Source organism: Mesorhizobium sp. B2-4-12, from assembly GCF_006441575.1.
In the GTDB taxonomy this organism is placed as follows: Bacteria; Pseudomonadota; Alphaproteobacteria; order Rhizobiales; family Rhizobiaceae; genus Mesorhizobium.
Map to the genome: position 1 here is coordinate 105,542 of NZ_VFVC01000009.1, position 21,719 is coordinate 127,260.

23 protein-coding genes are annotated in these 21,719 nt (G+C 61.6%); 19 read left to right on the forward strand and 4 right to left on the reverse strand.

The window, feature by feature from the left end:
* Positions 1-14: 14 nt before the first annotated feature.
* Positions 15-671: a VOC family protein gene (locus tag FJ934_RS08210; protein WP_140608562.1), complete on the reverse strand. Its 657-nt coding sequence runs from the start codon at positions 669-671 to the stop codon at positions 15-17.
* A 291-nt stretch (positions 672-962) separates the two neighbouring features.
* On the opposite strand from FJ934_RS08210, the gene FJ934_RS27925 reads away from it, so the two are divergent.
* The 7 genes from FJ934_RS27925 (at position 963) to FJ934_RS08240 (ending at position 7,946) form a co-directional block, all read left to right on the forward strand.
* Positions 963-1,106 (forward strand): hypothetical protein, encoded by a 144-nt coding sequence (locus FJ934_RS27925; protein ID WP_181165559.1) that lies wholly within the window; start codon positions 963-965, stop codon positions 1,104-1,106.
* Positions 1,107-1,287: 181 nt separating this feature from the next.
* A complete protein-coding gene (locus tag FJ934_RS08215; protein ID WP_246671455.1) occupies positions 1,288-3,231 on the forward strand; it encodes an FUSC family protein in 1,944 nt (647 codons plus the stop codon).
* On the forward strand, positions 3,228-3,431 hold the full coding sequence (locus FJ934_RS08220) for a DUF1656 domain-containing protein (RefSeq protein ID WP_140608564.1): 204 nt from the start codon (positions 3,228-3,230) through the stop codon (positions 3,429-3,431). Before FJ934_RS08215 ends, FJ934_RS08220 begins: the two co-directional genes overlap by 4 nt.
* Before the next feature lie 12 nt (positions 3,432-3,443).
* A complete protein-coding gene (locus FJ934_RS08225; protein ID WP_246671456.1) occupies positions 3,444-4,763 on the forward strand; it encodes an HlyD family secretion protein in 1,320 nt (439 codons plus the stop codon).
* A 364-nt stretch (positions 4,764-5,127) separates the two neighbouring features.
* On the forward strand, positions 5,128-6,024 hold the full coding sequence (locus FJ934_RS08230; RefSeq protein WP_140608566.1) for an enoyl-CoA hydratase/isomerase family protein: 897 nt from the start codon (positions 5,128-5,130) through the stop codon (positions 6,022-6,024).
* 114 nt (positions 6,025-6,138) lie between these two features.
* Positions 6,139-6,858 carry a hypothetical protein gene (locus tag FJ934_RS08235; RefSeq protein ID WP_140608568.1) on the forward strand — a complete coding sequence of 240 codons (720 nt, stop codon included), beginning with the start codon at positions 6,139-6,141 and terminating at the stop codon, positions 6,856-6,858.
* A 308-nt stretch (positions 6,859-7,166) separates the two neighbouring features.
* The gene (locus FJ934_RS08240) at positions 7,167-7,946 is read left to right on the forward strand and encodes an alpha/beta hydrolase (RefSeq protein ID WP_140608570.1); all 780 of its coding nucleotides are present in this window, start codon (positions 7,167-7,169) and stop codon (positions 7,944-7,946) included.
* Between the two features lie 227 nt (positions 7,947-8,173).
* Here the strand turns inward: FJ934_RS08240 and FJ934_RS08245 are convergent, their stop codons facing one another.
* Both FJ934_RS08245 and FJ934_RS08250 read right to left on the reverse strand, forming a co-directional pair.
* Entirely contained in the window at positions 8,174-9,787 is a 1,614-nt protein-coding gene (locus FJ934_RS08245; RefSeq protein WP_140608572.1) for an MDR family MFS transporter, read from the reverse strand.
* Between the two features lie 30 nt (positions 9,788-9,817).
* Positions 9,818-11,011 (reverse strand): HlyD family secretion protein, encoded by a 1,194-nt coding sequence (locus FJ934_RS08250; RefSeq protein ID WP_140608574.1) that lies wholly within the window; start codon positions 11,009-11,011, stop codon positions 9,818-9,820.
* 118 nt (positions 11,012-11,129) lie between these two features.
* Here FJ934_RS08250 and FJ934_RS08255 point away from each other — a divergent pair, with 118 nt between their 5' ends.
* Positions 11,130-11,804: a TetR/AcrR family transcriptional regulator gene (locus FJ934_RS08255; RefSeq protein WP_140608575.1), complete on the forward strand. Its 675-nt coding sequence runs from the start codon at positions 11,130-11,132 to the stop codon at positions 11,802-11,804.
* Positions 11,805-11,875: 71 nt separating this feature from the next.
* On the opposite strand, the gene FJ934_RS08260 is transcribed toward FJ934_RS08255, so the two are convergent.
* Positions 11,876-12,559 (reverse strand): hypothetical protein, encoded by a 684-nt coding sequence (locus tag FJ934_RS08260; protein WP_140608577.1) that lies wholly within the window; start codon positions 12,557-12,559, stop codon positions 11,876-11,878.
* Positions 12,560-13,187: 628 nt separating this feature from the next.
* Here FJ934_RS08260 and FJ934_RS08265 point away from each other — a divergent pair.
* The 11 genes from FJ934_RS08265 (at position 13,188) to FJ934_RS08315 (ending at position 21,688) form a co-directional block, all read left to right on the forward strand.
* Complete coding sequence (locus FJ934_RS08265) at positions 13,188-13,418, forward strand: DUF680 domain-containing protein (protein WP_140608579.1); 231 nt, start codon at positions 13,188-13,190, stop codon at positions 13,416-13,418.
* Between the two features lie 41 nt (positions 13,419-13,459).
* Entirely contained in the window at positions 13,460-13,654 is a 195-nt protein-coding gene (locus FJ934_RS08270) for a hypothetical protein (protein ID WP_140608581.1), read from the forward strand.
* A 213-nt stretch (positions 13,655-13,867) separates the two neighbouring features.
* Positions 13,868-14,095 carry a DUF1127 domain-containing protein gene (locus FJ934_RS08275; RefSeq protein WP_246671457.1) on the forward strand — a complete coding sequence of 76 codons (228 nt, stop codon included), beginning with the start codon at positions 13,868-13,870 and terminating at the stop codon, positions 14,093-14,095.
* A 152-nt stretch (positions 14,096-14,247) separates the two neighbouring features.
* Positions 14,248-14,508: a DUF680 domain-containing protein gene (locus tag FJ934_RS08280; protein ID WP_140608583.1), complete on the forward strand. Its 261-nt coding sequence runs from the start codon at positions 14,248-14,250 to the stop codon at positions 14,506-14,508.
* A 480-nt stretch (positions 14,509-14,988) separates the two neighbouring features.
* The gene (locus FJ934_RS08285) at positions 14,989-15,567 is read left to right on the forward strand and encodes a transcriptional regulator (RefSeq protein ID WP_140608585.1); all 579 of its coding nucleotides are present in this window, start codon (positions 14,989-14,991) and stop codon (positions 15,565-15,567) included.
* Positions 15,568-15,669: 102 nt separating this feature from the next.
* Positions 15,670-17,403: a GMC family oxidoreductase gene (locus FJ934_RS08290; protein WP_140608587.1), complete on the forward strand. Its 1,734-nt coding sequence runs from the start codon at positions 15,670-15,672 to the stop codon at positions 17,401-17,403.
* 20 nt (positions 17,404-17,423) lie between these two features.
* On the forward strand, positions 17,424-17,792 hold the full coding sequence (locus FJ934_RS08295) for a Rieske (2Fe-2S) protein (RefSeq protein ID WP_140608589.1): 369 nt from the start codon (positions 17,424-17,426) through the stop codon (positions 17,790-17,792).
* 56 nt (positions 17,793-17,848) lie between these two features.
* Complete coding sequence (locus FJ934_RS08300) at positions 17,849-18,607, forward strand: sulfite exporter TauE/SafE family protein (protein WP_210241952.1); 759 nt, start codon at positions 17,849-17,851, stop codon at positions 18,605-18,607.
* A 341-nt stretch (positions 18,608-18,948) separates the two neighbouring features.
* The gene (locus FJ934_RS08305; protein WP_140608593.1) at positions 18,949-19,572 is read left to right on the forward strand and encodes a hypothetical protein; all 624 of its coding nucleotides are present in this window, start codon (positions 18,949-18,951) and stop codon (positions 19,570-19,572) included.
* Positions 19,573-19,618: 46 nt separating this feature from the next.
* Positions 19,619-20,248, forward strand: a complete 630-nt coding sequence (locus tag FJ934_RS08310) for a hypothetical protein (protein WP_140608595.1) — start codon at positions 19,619-19,621, stop codon at positions 20,246-20,248.
* Positions 20,249-20,314: 66 nt separating this feature from the next.
* Complete coding sequence (locus FJ934_RS08315; RefSeq protein WP_140608597.1) at positions 20,315-21,688, forward strand: peroxidase; 1,374 nt, start codon at positions 20,315-20,317, stop codon at positions 21,686-21,688.
* The last annotated feature ends 31 nt before the right edge of the window (positions 21,689-21,719 follow it).

Here is a 21,719-nt window from a genome sequence, read left to right on the forward strand (position 1 = left end):
TGATGCCAGGAATCCTACTGCGGCAACGGCCTGCCGGCCCGCTCGGCGACCATGTACTCGGCGTACCATGCCGGCCAGTTCACATCGTGGCGGCCACCGTCGCGCTTCTCGTGCTCGCCATGGGCGGTCGCCGCGCGTAGCAGCGCGGCCTCGAGTTCGCCCGCCGAACTATACGCTGTGTCGCCCGAGTCCACGCGTCCGGGGAGTCGGGTGGTGATCTCCTGCAGCAGCCAGCTGTTGCCGTCCGGATCACGGAAGGTGGCAAACGAGTTGTAGGTGCGGCGCTCCGGATCAACGCCCGGAATAGCAGGGCCGCCAACGGCGGCGCGGTGGAACACTTCACTTACACCGGCGCCGCGCGCTATGAGCGCGGCGCGTGCGGCCTCGATGTCGGATACGACGAGATAGAGATTTTGCGATCCTGGCGCGGCCGAAGTGAGACCCTTGCCGAAGTGGATCGAACCCAGCGAACCGGGCGGCGTGAATTGCACGACCCGGAACGCATCACCGTTGACGAAGTCGGCGTCGAGCCTCCAGCCGAGGCCCGTATAGAAGGCCTTGGCACGATCGATGTCGGACACAGGGATGACGACGACTTCCAACTTCAAGTCGACGCGGGGCGCAGTGGCGGCCCCAGTTGAAACTTCCTTGGTTGCTGCGAGAGTGCTCATGTCGGGCTCCTTGAATTTGGCTGGCTTGAGTTTGGCTGCCTTGAGAGTGGTAACGGTCCCAAGGGCGGTCAATTGAGCGAAGGTATCGGTGGCTGCCGCTTCCTCACTTAGTCCAAGTCGACTCAGTCCAAATTGCCCAACAAATGGACCCGCGTCGGCCCTCCGATCCTCCATCATGCCTTGATATTGGTTCGTTGCGGACCAATCCAAAAGTATTGCCAACACCATCGTGTGATAGATTTGCGGGCGCCTTAAGTCGATCTCTAGCGTATCCGACAGAGGAGATGCGCCATGAACGATCGACGATTTTTCAATTCCGACACCATGACAATCAGAGCGCCCAGGGAGACCAGCGTCAGCCAGGCGCGATGGATACTCATGCCGCTGTTCGGATTGTGGATCGCGTTCTCGATCGTTGGTGTGGTCCTCGGATGATCCGGAGCCATGCAACGGCCTCGCCGCGGTCGGCGGGCTTTCTAGGAGGTTCGACCTTGACGTCCTTCTACCGGCTCTTTCGGGTCATCGATCTCGATCTTCCCACCTCAGATGCGCCGTCAGGCGCAGGGTTGCGCGAGCGCGCGGGCCGCGGGGAATTTCTCAAGATTGGATTTCGGACGTGAGCGCAACCACGGCACAATCGCCCTTCACTGTCGCCGGATTTCCTGTCTGGTCATGGGCCTTTGCGGTCCGCATCTGGATGGCCGCGATCGTCGCCTTGTTGGTAAGTTTCTGGCTCCAGCTCGAGGTTCCGTCCTCGGCCATGCTCACCGTGATGATTTTGGCGGAGCCGACGCGCGGGCAGGCGCTGGAAAAGGCCGGCTATCGCTTGATTGCGACTGTCATCGGGGTGGTCGCCTCGATCGCGATCGTGGGTTCGCTTTCCCAGACGAGGGAGTTGCTGCTCGTGGCATTCGCGGCATGGATGGGCCTTTGCATCTATGCGTGCGGACTGCTCGACGGGTACCGCGCCTACGCAGCGGTCCTATCGGGATACACCGTCGCGTTCATCGCCATCCAGCAGATCGACAATCCACAGAGTGTCTTTGAAGCAGCAATGGAGCGCGGTGCCGCGATTGCGGTGGGGGTGCTGTCGATCACGCTCGTGAACGATCTGCTGTTGGCCCCCGACCGTCATCCGCAACTTGGAACACAACTCGCGGTCCTTCACCGCCGGGTGCGAAGTTATGCGCGAGCCGCCATTCGCGGCCAGGCCACCGATACGGTGGCGGTCGCGACCTTGATCAGAGCGATCGTCGCGCTGCGCCCGGATATTTCAAGCCTCGCCACGGAGTCGAGCAGCGGCCCCGTGAGAAGCGATGCGGCTCGGAGCGCGATGGTCGCGCTTATAGCCGAGTTGCAAGCTGTGCGTGCCTTGGAGGTGCTTCCCGCGACCTTCGATCCAGCTCTGCGCCAGCGACTGGCTTCCTTGTTCGATTTGGATGCCGGCGAGCCTTTGCGGACCCCGCTGAACGAGGATGACCTCGTTTTGTCCGGCGCCGCGTCGACATCATCTGGATGGGCGCTGCAGGAACTGCTGCGGCGGGACACGCAGGTTCGCCTGCATTTTTCCGCGCTGAAATCCGCCGTTCGTCCACCGTGGTCATGGCGGGCGCCGCTCTACCGCTCGCAGCGCATGGCGATGGAAAACGGTATCCGGGCGGCAGCATGCGTCGCGGCAGCTTCGCTCTTCTTTGTTCTGGCGGGCTGGCCGAGCGCGAGTTCCGCGCTCTCGCTGGTCGCGGTCACCCTGGGACTGAGCGCGACGACGCCTGCGCCGCGGGCATTCGCCGCGATCGCCTTTGTCGGAGCACCGATCGCGGTCGCTCTGGCCGGCATCCTCGAATTCTTCGTTCTCAATGGCGTGTCCGACTTCCCGCTGCTGGCGATCGGCCTTGCTCCGTTCCTGATCGGAGCGGCGCTCCTGGTGACCCTGTCAAACCCGATCCTGTCCGGCCTCGGCAAAATCAACCTGATCTTCATTTCGGCCATCTTGGCGGCGAGCAATCCGCAAACTTACAATCCGCAGTCGTTCCTCTTCATTTCATTCTTTATCTGTGTCGCGACGGGCTTGTTGCTCGCGACCCAATACCTCATTCCTCCCATATCGGACAGCCAGCGCAGGCGCTGGCTGCTTGCATCGGCTCGAGATGACATTCGCCTGCTGTCGGGTGGCGCGGATCAACGCTACGCGCCCGAAGAGGCTGCCTTTCGCGATGCCGTACGGGTCGGACAGATCGCCGCGGCCGGCCCGACCGATGCGGAGTACCGAGCTTCCGTCGAGCAAGCGCTGGCTTGCTTCGATCAAGCAGCGGTGATCCGCTTGCGCGCAGCCCAGCTTGCTCGGCCGACGCATGGCGCGGCGGCTGGCTTGGTCGAGCAGGCGCACGCAACTCTGACCGCGCTTGATCCACAATACATCCGCGCCTCCGCCCACAGCCTGAGTGGGCGTGCCGGGGCTGGCGACGTCGCAGCCGCGACGAGTGCGACGCTCGTCATTGCCAATGCCGTTCTCGACCGGCCGCCCACCGACGCTCCCGATATTTACGGACGCGGGTCATGACGCACGACTTTCATGAACTCGTGATCGGCGGAGTCCTGTTCGCTCCTTTCGTTGTCTACGCGGTCGCGGCGCTCGCTATCGTGCTGGTGCTTCGGCCGGTCTTGCACCTCATCGGCTTCGCTAGGATTTTCAGCCACGTGTCGATCGCCGAGTTCAGCCTCTATGTGACCGTTCTCGGAGCCCTTGTGCTTCTGGCCTGATGGAGAATGTCAATGGAAACGCAGCTCAAGATGGATCTTGTCCGGGAAACGCCGGCGGTCCAGGCGACGGAGTCACCTAGTCCTCCATCGACGCAAACAGAGGGGGCAGCACCGACCGAGAACCTCTACCTTCTTGCGCCGGCCCCACCGCAAGACCGTGCTCAGACGGCTCTCGTGCCGCAAGGTGGCCCCGTGCAGAAGCGACATCCCGTGCAAGAAGCGTTGCTCGCAACGGCAAAGCGGCTGGCCACTCTGGTCGTGGCGCTGGCCGCCGTGCTGGTTTCCCTTCTGGCCTGGGACCACTATCTGACGGCCCCATGGACGCGAGACGGGCGTGTCCGCGTTCAGGTCGCGAGCGTGGCTCCCGAAGTTTCTGGCCGGATCAAGGATCTGCACGTTGCGGACAATCAGTTCGTGCACAAAGGCGATCTCCTCTACGTGATCGATCCGTTCGATTTTAACGTGGCTCTGCGCACCAGCAGGGCGACGCTGCAGCAAAGAGCCGCCGATTTGCAGGTGAAGGAGCGGCAATCGGAACGACAGCGTAAATTATCGAGCGTTGCCACAACTCCCGAGCAGCAGCAAATCTACGCCGGCAATGCGATTCAGGCCGAGGCCGCGTTCGAAGCCGCGCAGCAGCAGGTCGCCCAGGCTGACATAAATCTGAAGCGCACCGAGGTTCGCAGTCCGGTGAACGGATACGTGACCAACCTGCTGCTGCGCGCCGGCGACTATGCTCGCCAGGGCATCACCAACGTCTCGATCATCGACACCGACAGCTTCTGGATCGACGGATATTTTGAAGAGACCAAGATGGCGCGAGTCTGTACCGGAGCTCGCGTCGAGGCGAAATTGATCGGCTACCAGGCGCCGATCATCGGGCATGTCAATACGATCACCCGTGGCCTCAGCGTCGCCAACGCAACCGCCGGCGCACAGGGACTTCCAAACGTCGATCCGATCTATACCTGGGTGCGGTTGGCGCAGCGCGTTCCGGTGCGCATTGCCATCGACGAAGTGCCGCCCGGTGTGCCGCTCGTATCCGGCATGACCGCCACCGTGACGGTCCGGGACGCCTCCGATCGCTCGACCTGGTTCGACCGGGCGCAAGCGAGCGTGTTGAACGTTCTGGACGGACCCTCGGTGCGGCCAGACTGTGTTGCCACCGCCCCGACCGACGGTGACCCGTCGCAATCTGTCCCGGCATGGGAAGCGGAAGCGGCCCCGGAGCCGGAACAGATCAATCCAGGCTTGGCCACCGGCATACAGATGACCCCGGCCACAATTAGCGCCGCTGGACGAGCTGAGGAAGCCATCGAGGGCGGCCACTGATGGGAATGCGGCCGTTTCGCTGTCATTTGCCGCGCTAGCACCGTTCTTGGGCGCCTTAGCTTCCATCGCCCTTCAGCTCCAGCGCGGCTGTTTCCGCGATCCGCCGGCTGTTGAATCTCGCACATTGGCCCGGCAGCGCCGCCGCTTGCTGGTCTGGCCGATACCTAGGTGCAATTGCTGGCGGGCCTCCAAGCGATCACATTAGGCCTGCCAAAATCTCTGCGGAAATATCCGGTCCCCAAACGGGGTCACCACGCACGCATCAGGACCAGCATCGGACTTCGGCACTCGTGCTGAGCGCGGCGCCCGCAAGGCTCGCGCTGCTCAGCCGCCTTTCGACGTCTTGAAAATTTGGAGCCATCCAGTGGAAACATTCGACGTGGCCGACCGCATCGATCACAATCGCCTTCCGGCTCCCGGCACGCCATCGGGCGCCACGGCGGTCTTCGAAACGTTCAAGGTGCGCAGGGAAGGCGCCGTTCTGTTCGCGGATATTGCCGCACCGCCGATGAACCTTCTGGGGCCGGCGATGGTGCGCGACCTGGTTTCCCTCATTCAGCAGGCCGAGGCCGACAGCGGCATCAAGGTGCTCGTGTTCAGAAGCGCTGACCCGGACTATTTCATTCCCCATGTCGATGTGACCCAAATCCAGCAGTACCGTGAGGAGGCCGCGAAGCTCACGGGCGAGGCGTCGATCGGGCTCATGTTCCGCCGGCTGAGTGCGAGCCGACTGGTTACCATCGCGCAGATTGAAGGCCGCGTACGCGCCGCGGGCAGCGAGTTTGTCCTGGCGTGCGACATGCGCTTCGCCGCCCAGGGGGCAGCGATCTTCGCGCAGCCGGAAGCGGCATTCGGAGCGGTCCCCGGCGCAGGAGGCATTCAGCACCTGGTGCGTCTGATGGGGCGTGCGCGCGCGCTGGAGGTTATGTTGAGCGCGAGGGACTTCGACGCCGATCTGGCCGAGAGGTACGGCTGGATCAATCGCGCGATGCCCGCCGACGTCCTCGGCGATTTCGTCGGATCGCTCGCTCACCGGATTGCAAGATTTCCAGCTGCAAGCCTCGCCATGGTCAAGAATCGCGTCAATGACATCGCGCTCGCGCCAGTCGAGGCTTTTCGACGCGATTCCGACCTCTTTGGCGAGGCCTCACGCAGCCCAGAGGGCCAGGCCCGCTTCCAGTCGGCGTTCAAGCGCGGCTTCCAGACCCGGGAGGCGGAGATGGATTTGGCTGGATTGCTGGGCGAGCTGGACGATCACTGACCTGAGGGCCACCGGACAAGCTTTGTGCTCCGCCCGTGCGGAGGAGACCAAACCAGAATTCACCAGAGCACTTGCGCAATGTTTGTCAGCACAATGGAACCATCGGAGATACTCATGAGCACGTCCGCACCAGTGATGACCCCGTCTACCAGCGTGTACGTCACCCCAGCCTTCTGGGAGCGCTTGTGGCGCTCTAGCGGCATCCAGTCCGTCGGCCTCTTCATCATCGCTTACGTGATCCATGGATATCAGCCGCAGGTCGGTTCGTCGGCTGATGCCCTCGTCGCTTTCTACGATGGAGATCGCGCGCGGATCCTGATCGCGTCGATTTTTTCCGGCCTGGCGGTTCTCAATCTTCTGTGGTTCGCGGCAGCGCTGCGGACCACCTTGGCGGATGCAGGACAAGATGGCTGGGGCGCGGCCGCGACCGCCGCCAGCGCCATGCTCGGGGCCCTGATCCTCCTGCAGATAACAATGGGTACGGCGCTCGCCTACTCGATCGCCGGTTCACAAGATCACACGCTCCTATCCGGACTGAACGACTTCGCGTGGGTTCTCGGTGTGCTGACGTCGTTTCCACGCGCGATGCTGATCATGTCAGGAGCGTTCGGCCTTTGGCGGGCCAGATTGATTTCCAACGCACTTTTCGCAGCCGGTGTAGCGGCTGTCGTGCTCGGACTGCTGGGCGGTACCACATGGCTAGGCCACGGAATCTGGGCGCCCGATGGGGCCTATTCGCGGTTCGTCTCTCCCATTCTGCTTTTGCTGTGGGTTCTGGTCGTGAGCCGGGTTCTCCTGGGCAGGGCACCCGCGACGCGTGCCGGATGGTGGTGAGGATGCTGCCGCGGCTGGTCCTGCATCGGGGAGCGGCCATCGATCGGTTCGCACGCATCCCGCGTGATCGCGCCTGCGGGCAGACGTCGAGCCGGCCGCAGGCGGCAGCCGGCGACACCTTCGTCCAATCGCCGCGACAAACAACTCATGGTTAGATCGCACCCGCGCTCGGGGTATCACCTGGAAAATCAGGGTACGCGGCGCTCGTCATCAAATGAGGGCATGCGGACGCACGAGCGTCACGGCGACGCTATCGCATCGACAACGTCCCCGGTTTGAACCTATCGGTCGAAGAAAAGGAACCTAAGATGAAAATTCTCGCTGCAACTCTAGCATTTGCCGGTCTCGTGCTCACGGGGGCCACGGCAACTGCCCAGCCGGCCAAGCCGACAATCGTCCTGGTGCATGGCGCCTTTGCCGATTCGTCGAGCTGGTACGGCGTCATCGCCATTCTCGAGAAGCACGGCTATCCGGTCGTTGCCGCCGCCAACCCGCTGCGCAGCGTCAAAGGCGACGCCGACATCGTCCACGGCCTCCTCGCAACCATCAAGGCGCCGGTCGTGTTGGTCGGGCATTCCTATGGCGGCATGGTGATCAGCAATGCGGCGAACGGGCAGGCCAACGTGAAGGCTCTCGTCTATGTCGCGGCCTTCGCGCCGCAAGCGGGAGAAAGCGCAGGCGGCCTCGATAGCAAGTTTCCAGGGAGCCTGCTCGGCCCCGACACGCTCGCGACGCCGGTGCCTCTGCCGGGCGGTGGCAGCGATCTCTATGTTCGGCAAGACAAGTTCCAGCAGGCCTTCGCGCCGGACCTGCCCAAAGCAGAAGCCAAGTTGGCGGCGGCGACGCAGCGACCCATCACCGATATCGCGTTCGGCGAAGCGGCGACGGACCCCGCCTGGGGGACCATCCCGTCTTGGTTCGTCTATGGCGACCACGACACCGCGATCCCCCCGAAACTGCATGCCTGGATGGCCGAGCGCGCGCATTCTCGTGAAACCGTGGTCGTCAAGGGCGCCTCGCATGTGGTTATGATCTCGCATCCCGACGCCGTGGCGAAAGTGATCGAGGATGCGGCAACCGCCCAATAAGGCGACCCAATGGAGGGCATGAAGGCCTTAAGGCCTTGTCGTGGGATGCTCTGTCGTGAGAATCCAGATGTTTCCATGATGGAGAGATTCGGCAGTGAGCGTTACCATTTCCGGGCTTTGCCGGCGGCTGCCTCGCCGCCGGCGAATCCTCTAGTCTGCGATGACTCGACGACGTAGGGGGTAGTTGCACGAAGATGTCGCCGCTGCTTTCGGATTGTTCCGCGTGATTAGTGAGCACCGCCTCCGCCACCCAGCTCGATCTTTTTGGTGAAGAGGAGGGCGACCGCGGCAAGCGCGAGGACGATACCGATCACGCCGAAGGTGTCGCTGAATCCGAAAATGAGCGCCTGGCGATGCACGGTGGCGCCGATCACGCCGATGGCCTTGTGCCGTGCGACAGCCATATCCGTTACCCCATGAGCGAGAAAGTACTGTGTGAGCTGGTCGATCCTGTCGCGCACCTCGTCTCGATACAGGGTCACGGACTGACCGATGACATTGGAGTGGAACTGCTCGCGCTTGGTCAGCACCGTGGCCAACGTAGCCGTGCCGACCGCTCCACCGAGGTTGCGCAGCATGTTCGAGAGACCCGACGCGGCACCCGCCTCGCTCGGAGAAATGCCCGCGGTCGTGATGACGGTGATTGGAGTCAACACCAGCGCCTGACCGATGGCGCGCACGATGTTCGGCAGGAGGAACTGATCTCCGGCGCTGTCGAGCGACAGATGAACGTTCATGAAACAGCTGACGGCGAAGATACTGATGCCGACGAACCCGACGGAGCGCGCGTTGAAATGCTTCAGCAGGGATGGCACAAATGGAATTATGAGAAGCTGCGGCAGGCCGGTCCATGCCAACACCAAGCCGATCTGCTCCGCGTTATAGTGCTGCACCTGGCCGAGATACTGAGGCAGGATATAGACGGTTCCGAACAGCGCGATGCCGACCAAGACATTGACGATTATGCCGATGCCGAAGTTGCGGCGCTTCAGAAGGCGGAGCTGGACCAGCGGCTTCTCCACCTTGAGCTCAATGAGGATGAAAGCCGAAAGGAATACCGCCGCCGTCAAGGCGAGCTTTACGATGAACGGCGACTGGAACCAGTCGTCCTTGTTGCCCTCTTCGAGCACGGTCTGCAGTGCAGCCAGCCCGATCGCCATTGTAGCGATCCCTGCCCAGTCGCCTTCTTTCAGAAGCGACAGCTGCATGGGCTTCTTTTCGAGCGTGAAATAGAGTGCCACGACCATTATGATGCTGGGTGGCGTGTTGACGAAGAAGATTGTCTGCCATCCATAATTTTCGGTCAGAAAGCCGCCGATCGTCGGCCCGATTGCCGGCGCGAAGGTGACGGAGAGCGCAAACAAAGCCAGCCCGAATGGTTGCTGCGACTTGGGCAGCTTGGTCAGAACCATGGTGAACGCCATCGGGATCAGCACGCCGCCGGCGAAGCCCTGCAGGCCGCGCAGCAGGATCATCGAGCCGAGGTCGTGAGCGAATGCACAAGCCGCCGAGAACAGCGGAAACAGCACCGCATTCACCAGAATGTAGCGCCGGAAGGAGAAAACACGGCTGAGATAGTCGGTGAGCGGGATCACAATGATCTCGCCGATCAGATAGGACGTCGAGATCCAGGCGCCGTTGTCGACGCCGGTGCCGATCCCGCCTTCGATATCGAGCAGGGACGCGTTGGTGATCTGGATGTTGAGGATCGCCATGAAGGCGCCGATCATGCCGGCGAACACTGCTATCCAGGCCGCGGTCGTCGCTGTCTCGGAGGGGACTGGCGGAAAGGCGCGGGGCTCCGTGGGCGAAGCCGCGGCAGTTTGTGTCGTCGTGGACATTACGCCCTCCTACGGGCCGGTCGAGAAGCATCAGTTGAAACGTCCGGAGGCCGAGGCGATCTCGGTCGTGGACGACTTGGTGTCGATGGTCGGGTAGACCGACATGCCCGGGCGCAATTCCACTAAGAGCCCAGGGTCCAGGACGATCTTGACGGGAATGCGCTGCACTACCTTGGTGAAGTTGCCGGTGGCGTTGTCCGGTGGCAGGAGAGCAAACTCCTGGCCGCTCGCCGGCGCTAGGCTGTCGATATGACCGCTCAATACCTGCCCTGGGAAGCTGTCGACCTCAATCTCGACAGGCTGCCCCGCCTTCACATTGGCGAGCTGTGTTTCCTTGTAGTTTGCGATGATATAGGCCCCGTCGGTCGGCACAACGGCCATAAGCTGCGTGCCGGCCTGCACGAACTGACCGACGCGCAAGGTGCGGTTGCCTATCATGCCGCCGATGGGCGCGGTGATTTCAGTGTATGAGAGATTGAGTTCGGCCTGATCCTTGGCCGCCTTGGCACTGGCGAGCGCGGCTCTGACCTGGCCAAGCTCGGCCTTGAGGACATCGAGTTCCTTGGTCGCATTGGCGAGCACAGCCGTATCGCGGCTCACCGCGGCACGGGCGGCGGCGATCTGGGACGCGGCCTGCTGCGCGTTCTGGATGCTGCCGAAGCCCTTCTTGGCCAGTTCGGCATGGCGTTGGTCTTCCTGCTCGGCGAATGTCTCGTTTGCCTGATCGACCGTGATTGTCGCCCGCGCCGCCTCGATTTGCGACTGCTGGGCGGCGAGGGCCGCCTGCTTGCTGGCGATGTTGGCTTCGGCCGCCTCGACCTGGGCTTTGGCCTGTTCGAGGCTCACCTGGAAATCACGGTCGTCAATGCGCGCCAGCACCTGTCCGGCCTTTACCGCATCGTTGTCACCGACCAACACCGCCGCTATATATCCCGAAACCTTGGGCGCAATGGTCGTACTGTCGGCCTTCACATAGGCATCATCGGTAGAGACCAGGAAGCGGCCGACAGTCCAGTACTGCCAGCCCCAATGCGCACCGCCTGCGAGAGCGGCAACGGCCACCCCGGCAAAGAGCAGCCGACGCAGCAGCCGCTTTGGTTGCCCGCCACGCATGCCGGCAACCGCCTCGCGGACATCCGCGTCGCGGGGCATTTCTATTCCTGGCGCCGCTTCACCGGCTGGCAGGGATTTCTCCATCGTAAAGTCCCTCTGGTGCCGGCTCATGGTCTGTTCCTTTCTGTTGCCGCCTTGCGCGGAAATCGGGCTTGCGCTATTTAGGAAAACTTATATTTTCTTATATGAGCCTGATGATGAAGCTTGTCAATGAATTTGGAAAACAATCATGGTCCATAATACCAAAGTCTCAAGGCGCGGCCGCCCCCAGCTGCGATCAGACGAAGAGACCCGCCAGTTCGTCGTCACGGCGGCACGCCAGGAGTTCAATGCCAGCGGCTATGCCCGAGCGAGCATGAGCCGCATAGCCGAGCGCGCGGGGGTTTCGACCAAGACCATGTATCGTCTGATACCGACCAAGGCGGAGTTGTTCCGATCGGTCATCTCCGACCGGATCTCGCGCTTCATTCTGGAACTGGACGAAGCGCATCTGGACATGCTGCCGATCGAGGAAGCGCTCGAGCAGATACTTATCGCCTACGCCACCTTGACGCTCGACGGGGACACGGTGTCCACCTTGCGGCTTGTCTTTGCCGAATGCGATCATTTTCCCGAGATTGCCGCTGCTTTCGCCGAACTCGCCGTCGGCCGCACGATCCAAACCATGGAAAGCTGGCTCACTCGGCAGCGCGACAGCGGCGAAATCGAAATCGACGATCCGTCGACGGCCGTCGGCATGCTCAGGGGCATGATGATCATGGAGCCGCAGCGAGCGCTGATGCTGGGCCAGCGTCAGCCGCCTGATCAGCGTGAGATCGTTGAACGGGCGCACTATTGTGCCCGCCTGTTCCTCGATGGGTGCAGGCGACGAAAGGGCCGGCCCGCTGTAGACTCGCTGGCGTGAACCGCCTGTGCTGCCGCTGAAGATGGAAACGTGCTGCTCATGAAGGCGAACTCCTTCTCGAACCGACGCCTTTAGCTTCGAGCGGCAGCGCGGCTGATGCTCTTTGCAAGGGCTCTCAGTTCAGGCGTGGGAAGGCACTGTGAACGGAATGCCTCTATCTCAATGCCTTGCCGGTCAAGGAAGGCCATGAACGCCTGGGAAGTCCTTGATTGGACGCGGTTTGTGAGTTTGGACCTTCCGCCTTCGAGCGCCGTCACGCTCACTTCCCATCGTATGTGGATGGACGTGGGTCCTTGCGACGTAAACAGGTCGGAATGCGATTCCAGCACCAGATTGTCTTTCCTGGCGTTTGTCTCGACGTAGTACTGCATTATCAGGCTGCCCCCGATGAGTTCGACCTGGACCGACATAGGCTTGCCGTCGGGAGCAGCCATCGATCCGGACGCAAGGGCAGGCGTCGAACGTCCGTGGGGCTCGACAGGCCCATGAAACCATTGGGCGAGGTCGATCTTGTCAATGGAGGCCTCAACGATTGTCGTTCCCGTCATCTCCACGGTTTCACCGTCGCTCGAGAGCGCCTTTTTCGCAGCCAGTCGGCCGAGCGATGCTATCGACAGCCCTGGGTTCTTCCCCGCCTCTTTGGCTGATGGCTCCGATCGGCTTGAGTGTTCCGGTCCCAGCCTCGAGAACAGCCGGCACCCGGAAAGTCCGACAGAGGAATCGGTTATCGCGGTTGATGTCGAAATTGCGGTCATGACGTACTCCTGTGGCTTGATGCCGATCCGATGCGCCAAAGGATCGGCCAGCAGCGGCGGTAAATCCATTGCACGAAGGTGTCCGCGATGCCTTCGTATCGGTTCGGTCGGGCCGAACGGTTCCATCGGTTCGAACGAGGGCCAGCGTGCGCCTGAAGGGGATTTTGAATGGCGATTGATGGACCTTCCAGGGCAACAGCACCGCGATGAGACGGAAGCCAGATCGGCTGAGTTGTCAGCCGGCTCCCAAAGCGCGCCGGAGCGGCCTTCACGGGCGGTTATGCCGGATGAGTTGATACCCGATTGCTGCGGCTGGCCATCCCCCCATCGTGTCGCTCATGGCGAACCGAGCAGTTCAATTCGACACTGCGGATCGTTTGTGTGCGAACAATGAGCGACAGAGCGCGGTTTGGAAACGTAATCCGCTGTAAGCGTCTAAGTGATTGAGGATAAATATAAAAATAACCTGTCCGGCAATCTTCCGCCCCGCTTAGACTTTAGGTGCAACACCTTTGTATGATGGAAGCGGCCGTGGCGCATGGCCATCTCCTGGCGGTCCGAGCGACGGTGACTTCCTCCCATGTTGCGTTGCTTGACGGACAGATCACTAAATCCAGGAGTATTTGAAATGAACAAGATCGCTTTTACCGCCGCCGCAATTCTTCTTGCGAGCGGCACCGCGTTTGCTGGCAGCGACCACTATGGGTCGGAGAATGTGAACTGGCAGCCGGCACCGGTTTCCAGCAATATCGACCGTAGCCTCACCGGGTCTATCCACAACTCGGCCAAGCACAACAATGTCGACTCCGCGACTGGTATCTTCCAGGACGAACCGGGCCAGGGGATCTGGGGCCGCTAACGCGGTCCTATCCTTCACAAACCCGATATCAGGAGAATGGAGTGACCAGGCTGGCGCTTGTCGCCGCCGCGGTACTTGCCACATCCGGCTTGGCCTTTGCCGGCAGCGACCATTACGGCACACTGACGGCGACCACTTGGACCGTTAGGCAAAATGTCTATCGCGCCCATTCACAGGCCAGGGGCAACCAGGCACGTCATCGTCGATCCGAGGACGACGGCTATACCATCGAATAGCCGGTCCCCGGCCCGACTTCGGCCAGCTGATCTGGAACGATTGACCCCGACGGCTTTGCGACGTGGTCCGCCCTTTTTCCTGCGTCTGCTTTGGCGTCGGGCGCATGCCGGTCGGAAACGATCCAAAAGTATTGCCGACACCATCGTGCAATGGGCTGCCGGCAACAGCGGTACAAGATTGATCGCCACAAGTAACAGAATGAGGAAACGACAGTGGTCACCACCGACAAGGCCCACCGGATAGCCGGGGATAACGAGTATGACGCTTCGCCAGGCGGATCGCTTTTCGGCGCCGCGTCCATTCTGGCGTTGCTGAAGCGGCAATCCGGGAGACGGCGCTCGCGAATGGCGCTGCTCGAAATCAGCGTCGACCAGCTGAAGGACATCGGCCTTTCACGATCGGACGCCGTCCGCGAGGCGCGCCGACGGTTCTGGGACTGACGCGAGCCCTCGGCCATCGACCTGGCGTGGATGACGAAACGACAACGCGATCAAGGCTTACCAGCAAGCTTTGTTGCCGGTCCGAGTGACGCGATTTCCTCCTAAGGCGCGCCACTTGACGGACAGAGACACTGAAATCAGGAGTACTTGAAATGACCAGGATTGTTCTTGGCGCCGCCGCCATGCTTGTTGCCACTGCCACTGCCACTGCCACTGCGTTCGCCGGTAGCGATCACTACGGTTCGGAGGATGTCTACAAGTCGCCAGCGCACCTCTCTGCAAATATCGACAACAGCTTTACGGCTTCGATTCGGAAACATGCCACACACAGGCAGGTTGACCTAAAAACGAATACTATACCTGCCATGAGCCAGTCCTGGCCGGAAGTCGGGCCCGAAATCTGGGGCAGATGATTTGCGAAGCCCTGGAATGTCAAAGCGGCGGGATTCAAGCGACCGGGACTTGCTCGCCGACACATGATTAAAACGAACTCCGGTCGTTGGATCCGCCATTGGTCGTTGTTCACTGAACGGTGGCTCCCGAAATTCGCCGGTCCAGCTTTCGTCGCGTTAAAAGCAATCGGTAAATTCCCATAGCCGGATGGAGAAAAACAACCGATCGGGCGGCGTGGGGACAATCCCGCGCGGAGAGGGGACAATTCCCGCGCGCGGAGAAATGTCTCCGGCAGCCAATCCGCTGAGGAGATCAGAAATCAAAACGATTTCACCGGAAATGTCGTGGACTAGCAATGCGACCTGCATTTGAGCTCAGGCGGGCTAATTCGCTCGCTCATTTGTCCGATACCTACGTGCAATTGCTCGCGCCCCCTCAAACGATCAGATTACGCCCACGAACATCTTTGTCTCAAACCTGGTTTCCAAAACGAGATCACCATGCGCGCATCAGGATCAGCACCGGACTTCGGATATTCGCGCTGGCCCCAGGCGCCGGCGGTGTCTGAATTCCATCGCGAGCAGGGGCTTCATGATGGACGCGTCGTTCAAACTCCGGACGTGGAGGGGCCACTCTTGACGAACGGAGCCGAGCCGGTTCGCACCGCGCCAACCGAAGTTTCATTCGGGCCATTTCGTCTGCTTCCGGCACAGTTTCTTCTGCTGGAGGGCGACAGACCAGCGCCGTTGGGAAGCCGCGCGCTGGAAATCCTGATTGCCTTGCTCGAACGTCCTGGCGAATTGATTAGCAAGCAAGAATTGATGGCGCGCGTTTGGCCCGATGTCTTTGTGGGGCCCGCCAATTTGACGGTCCATATTTCCGCATTGCGCAGGACGCTGCGTGACGGACGAGACGGAAACCGCTTCATCATCAACATCCCCGGGCGTGGCTACAAGTTCGTAGCCTCGGTCGCCGAGGCGCATCACCGAAGAACGCCGCTTGCGATTGTAAGTCGAACGGCGCCGAAGCTTGGAGGGTGCCTGGAAACCGCCACATTTTCAGACCGCGGCCCCACGTAGCGCAGCCGCGGTTTATTCCAGCCGCCCGACCCCGATCGGGCCCTCCTCGGGACCTGAGTGCTAGATCATCGGGTCCACCAACAAGCCGGAAGGAAAGTGTTCATGGCCACCTTCGACTATGATGTGGTGATCATCGGCTCCGGGTTCGGTGGAAGCGTTGCCGCGTTCCGCGCCGCCGAGAAGGGCTACCGTGTGGGCGTCATGGAGGCCGGCCGGCGCTGGAAAGACGAAGACATTGCGAAGACCAACTGGGATCTGAAGGACTATCTGTGGTTCCCCGCCGCAGAGTTATACGGGATCCAGAGGATGGAGTATCTGGACGACGTGCTCCTCCTCTGTGGGTCGGGCGTCGGCGGCGGCTCGCATGTCTATGGCAACACCCTCTATGTCCCTCCGAAAAAGTTCTTCGATGCGCCAGGATGGGCAGGTATCACCGACTGGGCCGACGAACTGGCGCCTTGTTACGACCAGGCAAGGCGGATGCTCGGCGTCGTTCGCTACCCGTACATGCCGACCGACGTCGATCGCTACATGCAGCAGGTCGCGACCGAGATGGGGAGAGGGGAAACCTTCAACAAGACACCGGTGGGGGTGTACTTCGGTCGGCCGGGCGTCGAGGAGGATGATCCGTATTTCGGCGGTGTCGGACCTCGGCGCACCGGATGCATTTCATGCGGCAACTGCCAAGTCGGGTGTGGCCACAACGCCAAGAACAAGGTGACGACCAACTATCTCTATCTGGCGGAAAAGCTCGGCGCGGAGATCCATGAGCTGCACGAAGTTTACGACCTCTCCCCGCTCGATGGTGACGGGTTCGAGGTGCATGCGCGCCATCCCGGTTGGGCCCAGCGCGCGGCGCATCTGCACCGCCACACATACACCGCCGAGCAGGTGATCGTCGCTGCCCACGCGTATGGCTCGTCGAAGCTCCTTCATCACACGCAGCATGAAGGCCGCTTGAGGGGTCTATCGAGTGAGCTGGGCAAACGGGCACGGACGAATTCCGAACAGCTCCTCGAGATCACCCGGCCTTACGGACAATGGAAGCGCGATCCGGAAAAGATTCACATCACGCCGGGATCTGTCGCAATCACTTGCGGCGTCTGGCCAGATCCGGTGACGAGCATCGAGCCCGTCTACTACGGGACCGGGAGCTCGCTATTCGCGCTCCTTTTCACCCACCATCAGCATGGCGAGCAAAAGCATCCGACGCTGTCGTGGCTCAAGGAGTTGGTCGAACACCCGGCCCAGGTGCTTGGCGTCGCGGATCCGCGTCACTGGCCAGAGCGGGCGGCCATCATGCTGTGCATGCAGACGACCGATACGTCGATCGACCTGTACTGGCACGACGGCCTGTTGCGGAGCCGGCGCGGCTCCGGGGCGCCGCCCTCGGTGCACATTCCGGTCGTCGAGGAGTTCGCCGACCGACTGGCAAAGAAAATGGACAGCGGCGAAGGGGCGCTGGTCACCGAGGTCATCAACCGCACGGCCACGGCCCATTTCACTGGCGGGATTCCGCTTGGCGACAGCATTATGACTGGCGCTGTCGATCCCTATCAACGCGTGTTCGGGCAGCCCGGGCTTCACGTCATGGACGGGAGCGTGATGCCGGCCAATCCCGGTGTGAACCCGTCGCTCACGATCACGGCTCTTGCCGAGCGCGCAATGTCGCTCTGGCCGAACAAGGGAGATCCGGACACAAGGCCTCCGCTGGGGGCCGGCTATATACGCCTCGCCCCGATCATGCCGCACCGCCCGTTCGTGCCCGCCGGGGCTCCAGGCGAGTTGCGCCTCGACGCCAAGAAGTCCGACATCATCCCCGAGTATCCTTATTGAACCCGTTGAAGGAGAAGGCGATGGCGACGCTCGCTGCTGATATTCTGCTTTCGATCGGGCCGGGCGTCGCGATCCCCAACAACCTGGTCGTCCCCTATTATCTGGACGATCACAAACTGCGAATTTCTCTCGTGCGGATTGACGATCGCCTTTACGCGTTCGACGACCTGTGCACGTGCGCTCCGCAGGCATGCCCGCTGTCCGGCGGCCAGCTCACCGGGAAGACCGTCATGTGCCAATGCCACGGCTCCCGGTTCGACATTCCGACCGGAGCGGTGATCGACGGCCCGGCGATCAGGCCGCTCAACGTCTACGAAGCGCGGGAGGTCGGAGGCGACATTCAAATCCGCATGGGCGCGTCAACGATTGCATGGGAGTCTCGTCGGTAGCCGGCAAAGTAACGACGCGCCCCATGGAACTTGAATATTTCTTTGGAGGCGGACGCTTGGAATTGACGGCTGCCACGGTTCTTGTCGCCTCTGTCGGGGTGTTTCTGATCAGTTTCATGAGAGGTGCCTTCGGCGGCGGCTTCGCCATCATTGGCATTCCGCTGCTGTCGATCGTGATGGACCCGGTGACAGCCGGTGGCCTCCTCGCGCCGCTGTTCATCGCGATGGACCTGTTCGCGTTGCGCTATTGGAAGCCCTCGACCTGGTCGAAGCAGGACCTTGTGCTGCTGTTACCGGGACTCGTGATCGGGATAGCGCTGGGCTATCTGCTGTTTCGTGTCCTGGACCACCGCGCCATAGCGATCGTGATGGCGGCCATCACCCTGCTCTTTGTCGGTCTATGGTTTGTCGGAGGCGCGACTGTGAGTATCCGTCCGCGTTCGTCGGCAAAGGCAGTTGCCGCCGGTCTGGCATCGGGCATCACCACCATGGTGGCGCATTCGGGCGGACCTCCGCTTGCGATGTATCTATTGCCGCTTGGCCTCGGCAAGGAAGTCTACGCGGGCACGACGAGCCTGTTCTTCACTGTCGGCAACGCGACCAAAGCGATGCCGTGGCTGCTGCTGGTGAAACCGGAAGGCAACGTCTGGATATTGATGGCGGCTTGCCTGCCTGCCATCCCCGCCGGGGTCTGGCTTGGTTGGCGGATGCACGGAAGGTTGGACCAACGTCAGCTTTACAGGGCCTGCTACGGATTGCTGGTCGTGACGGCGTTGAAATTGTTGTGGGACGGCGTTTCCGGCTATCTCGCGTGAATTTGGCCTGCGCTGGCGCAAATGCCGACATGTGATCCCGGCAGTCTCCACGGCGAGCCAATTGGGCGTCGCTGAGACCAGCACCCGTCGACTGCCTGGCGGCAGCTGGGCCTGCGGCTCCCCGTGACCATTTCCAATATGGCCGGAGCACTTTCATCAGCGGCGCGCCACGCCAGTGCAGGCTCTGATCCGGGATCCCTCAAGACGAAGCGTATCTGATCCGACGCACCCCGATCCAGCGTAACCTTAGCAAGAATTTGGCGCGATTTGCATGGCTTTACTGGTCCCTGCGGCACTTTCGGGGCCAATTAGAGGCCAAGGCTGACAACCGGGAGATTCAAATGGCCACCGCCACCGCACTTAAACCAGAACAGGACTCGACGGTCGAGAAGAAGATCCAGCAGTTCCGGGAACTGTTCGCTGATGCACCGGAGATCGGCAAGAAGGCACTGGAGAACGCAGTTCAAGTGCTGAAGTCCCAAGCTTCGGATCCGCCGCCGCCGATAGAAAGCGCCGGTCGTGTCGGCGCGCGCCTCGGCAAGATCTCTGAGCTGACGATCATCGTCCCGCTCGCACAAGGTGGCGCGCAGCGTTTGCGCGCGTTCCTGAGGCTATTGGGTGGCAACCTTTCGCAAGGCGCCGACAAGGTCGGCACGCTTCACACCATGCGCTTCGTGTTCTTCGATAACGACACGAGACTGCTTTTCGCCACGGCCTACGATGGCGATTGGGACACCTATATCGACGACTTCGTGGCGAAAATTCCCGACTATCTCGACATCATCGACTCCGCTTGGGATGGCTGGCCCGGCATTCGCAGCCCGGGAGCGAAGGACTACCTCGTCAAGCACCAGATCACGGCGGAGGGCTGGTATGTCGCCTATCCGGATCTGACGGTAGCCGAGATTCAGCGGCTCCAGCGCATCGGCAAGGCCGTGGACGAATTCCTGGACAAGATCGGCTAGGCGATCGCGAGGGGACGAACCACCGAAACGCAAAGAGAGAAGTACAATGGCAGCGCAAGCACAGGCACGCACGATGTCGGAACACGAGACGGTCGCTGACTTGATCGACAAGGTACGCGGGCTTTACGCCGACGCGCCGGAGGTGGGCCGCATCGGACTTGAAAAGATGGTCGCCGAACTCAGCACCGCGGCCGCTGATGGGCAGCAGAGAGCCGCGAGCGCAGGGCGTACCGGGCTGCGTCAGGGCAAAGTGTCCGAACTCACGTCGATTGTCACCTTTGCACCGGGAGGCGCCAAGCGGCTCCGGGCTCTGCTCAAAGTCTTGGGCGGCAATTTCCAGGGCGCGGACAAGGTGGGTACCTTGCACGACATGCGCTTCGTATTCCTCGATAACGACACGAGGCTGCTGTTTGCCACAACGTATGACGGCGACTGGGACGCCTATATCGACGACTTCTCTACCAAGATTCCCGACGCGCTCGACGTCCTATTCAGCAATATGGTGGGATATCCGCCAAAGGGGATGCATGATCCCGCGATCAAGGACTGGATCGCTGGCAATCAGATTACTGCTGACGCCTGGTATGTCGCTTCGCCGAACCTCACCGTCCCGGAGGCAAGAAGGCTCGAAAAGCTCGGCAAGGCCGTCGACGAATTCCTCGATGAAATCGGATAGCCGCAGCCGCGAACTCGCTTGGGTCCATGCGGAACGCAACTCCTCAGGCTCGTAAGGAATAAGTCCATGTTGTCCATCAAGGACTCCGTCGGCGAGAACCTGCCGGCGCACGTTCCAACGCTCGATCTGCATGAGATCCAGGCAACTGTGCTCAGGCAGAGGCCGGCGCCATATTTCGGCATGCACATTCTGCTGCGGGTCGATGATGCGGCGGCGGGCCGGGCCTTTCTTCGGCGGCTGACACCTTACGTCGACTCTGCCGCCGGCTGGCGGATCGCCGCAAATGCCTGGCTCGGGGTTGGGATCACTTATGCGGGCCTGGAAGCACTGGGTCTCCCCCAAGACTCCCTGCAGAGCTTTCCCGAAACGTTCCGTGTTGGGATGGCAGCCCGCGCCAAGGAACTTGGCGATGTGGATCTGAACGATCCGAAACACTGGGATGCGCCGTACGGCAACGCTCAGGTCCACATCGGGATCAGTGCATTCAGCGATACCGAGGAGATGCGCCAGCGCGCGCTTGCTGTCGCACGCGATCAGTACGAGGGCTTCTCGGGCGTCAGCGTCGTGGTGATGCAGGATTTCGGCGCCCAACCGGATGACCGCAATTCGCTGGGTTATAAGGACGGCATCGACCAGCCGCCGGTCGAGGGCAGCGGCGTCGATCCGCTACCGGGCCAGGGCCGCCCGATCAAGGCGGGGGAGTTCATCCTGGGATACCCCGGCGAGACCGGCGTCCCGTTGCCGATGCCGCAACCCGATATCCTTGGTCGCAATGGAACCTATGTCGGCTATCGCAAGTATCATTCGCTCGTCGCCTCGTTCAATCGCTTCCTGCGGGAGCACGGTAGCACTGAGGAAGAGCGGGAATTGCTGGCCGCCAAGCTGGTCGGCCGCTGGCGCAGCGGCGCGCCGCTGGCACTGGCGCCTGACAAGGACAATCCAGCGCTCGGCGCCGATCCACAACGCAACAACGATTTCGACTATGCGAGCGATTCCCGGGGCCAGCAGATACCCTTTAGCTCCCACATCCGGCGCATGAATCCGAGGGACACGCAGCTTCAGCGGCTGACTGACGTCAACATCCATCGCCTGATCCGGCGCGGCACGACCTACGGACGGCCCTACGACCCGAACCAACTGTCCGACGAAGACGATCACGTGCCGCGCGGCGCCGTCTTCCTGTTCATGAGCGCCAAGGCGATGGACACGATCGAATTCCTGCAAAAGGAGTGGATCAACGACGGCGATTTCATCGGCGCGAACAACGAGCGCGATCCGATCGTCGGGCTTCAACCGGAAGACGCGACCTTCACGATCCCGAAGGCGCCCGTCCGCCGGCGCGTCCACGGCATCCAAACGTTCAACGTGCTCAAGGGCGGCGAGTATTTCTTCATGCCGAGCATGTCCGCATTGAAGTGGATCGGGAATCAGGGTGGCTGAGAACGGCAACCCAAAGGAGAGGTAGCCTTCC

Excerpts from the sequence above, each read along its gene's own strand:
- FJ934_RS08260 (WP_140608577.1), bottom strand. The coding sequence starts at position 12,559 with ATGACCGCAATTTCGACATCAACCGCGATAACCGATTCCTCTGTCGGA.
- FJ934_RS08315 (WP_140608597.1), top strand. The coding sequence starts at position 20,315 with ATGTTGTCCATCAAGGACTCCGTCGGCGAGAACCTGCCGGCGCACGTT.
- FJ934_RS08310 (WP_140608595.1), top strand. The coding sequence starts at position 19,619 with ATGGCAGCGCAAGCACAGGCACGCACGATGTCGGAACACGAGACGGTC.
- FJ934_RS08245 (WP_140608572.1), bottom strand. The coding sequence starts at position 9,787 with ATGTCCACGACGACACAAACTGCCGCGGCTTCGCCCACGGAGCCCCGC.
- FJ934_RS27925 (WP_181165559.1), top strand. The coding sequence starts at position 963 with ATGAACGATCGACGATTTTTCAATTCCGACACCATGACAATCAGAGCG.
- FJ934_RS08280 (WP_140608583.1), top strand. The coding sequence starts at position 14,248 with ATGACCAGGATTGTTCTTGGCGCCGCCGCCATGCTTGTTGCCACTGCC.
- FJ934_RS08285 (WP_140608585.1), top strand. The coding sequence starts at position 14,989 with ATGCGCGCATCAGGATCAGCACCGGACTTCGGATATTCGCGCTGGCCC.
- FJ934_RS08290 (WP_140608587.1), top strand. The coding sequence starts at position 15,670 with ATGGCCACCTTCGACTATGATGTGGTGATCATCGGCTCCGGGTTCGGT.
- FJ934_RS08240 (WP_140608570.1), top strand. The coding sequence starts at position 7,167 with ATGAAAATTCTCGCTGCAACTCTAGCATTTGCCGGTCTCGTGCTCACG.
- FJ934_RS08250 (WP_140608574.1), bottom strand. The coding sequence starts at position 11,011 with ATGAGCCGGCACCAGAGGGACTTTACGATGGAGAAATCCCTGCCAGCC.
- FJ934_RS08220 (WP_140608564.1), top strand. The coding sequence starts at position 3,228 with ATGACGCACGACTTTCATGAACTCGTGATCGGCGGAGTCCTGTTCGCT.
- FJ934_RS08265 (WP_140608579.1), top strand. The coding sequence starts at position 13,188 with ATGAACAAGATCGCTTTTACCGCCGCCGCAATTCTTCTTGCGAGCGGC.
- FJ934_RS08255 (WP_140608575.1), top strand. The coding sequence starts at position 11,130 with ATGGTCCATAATACCAAAGTCTCAAGGCGCGGCCGCCCCCAGCTGCGA.
- FJ934_RS08305 (WP_140608593.1), top strand. The coding sequence starts at position 18,949 with ATGGCCACCGCCACCGCACTTAAACCAGAACAGGACTCGACGGTCGAG.
- FJ934_RS08235 (WP_140608568.1), top strand. The coding sequence starts at position 6,139 with ATGAGCACGTCCGCACCAGTGATGACCCCGTCTACCAGCGTGTACGTC.
- FJ934_RS08210 (WP_140608562.1), bottom strand. The coding sequence starts at position 671 with ATGAGCACTCTCGCAGCAACCAAGGAAGTTTCAACTGGGGCCGCCACT.
- FJ934_RS08225 (WP_246671456.1), top strand. The coding sequence starts at position 3,444 with ATGGAAACGCAGCTCAAGATGGATCTTGTCCGGGAAACGCCGGCGGTC.
- FJ934_RS08295 (WP_140608589.1), top strand. The coding sequence starts at position 17,424 with ATGGCGACGCTCGCTGCTGATATTCTGCTTTCGATCGGGCCGGGCGTC.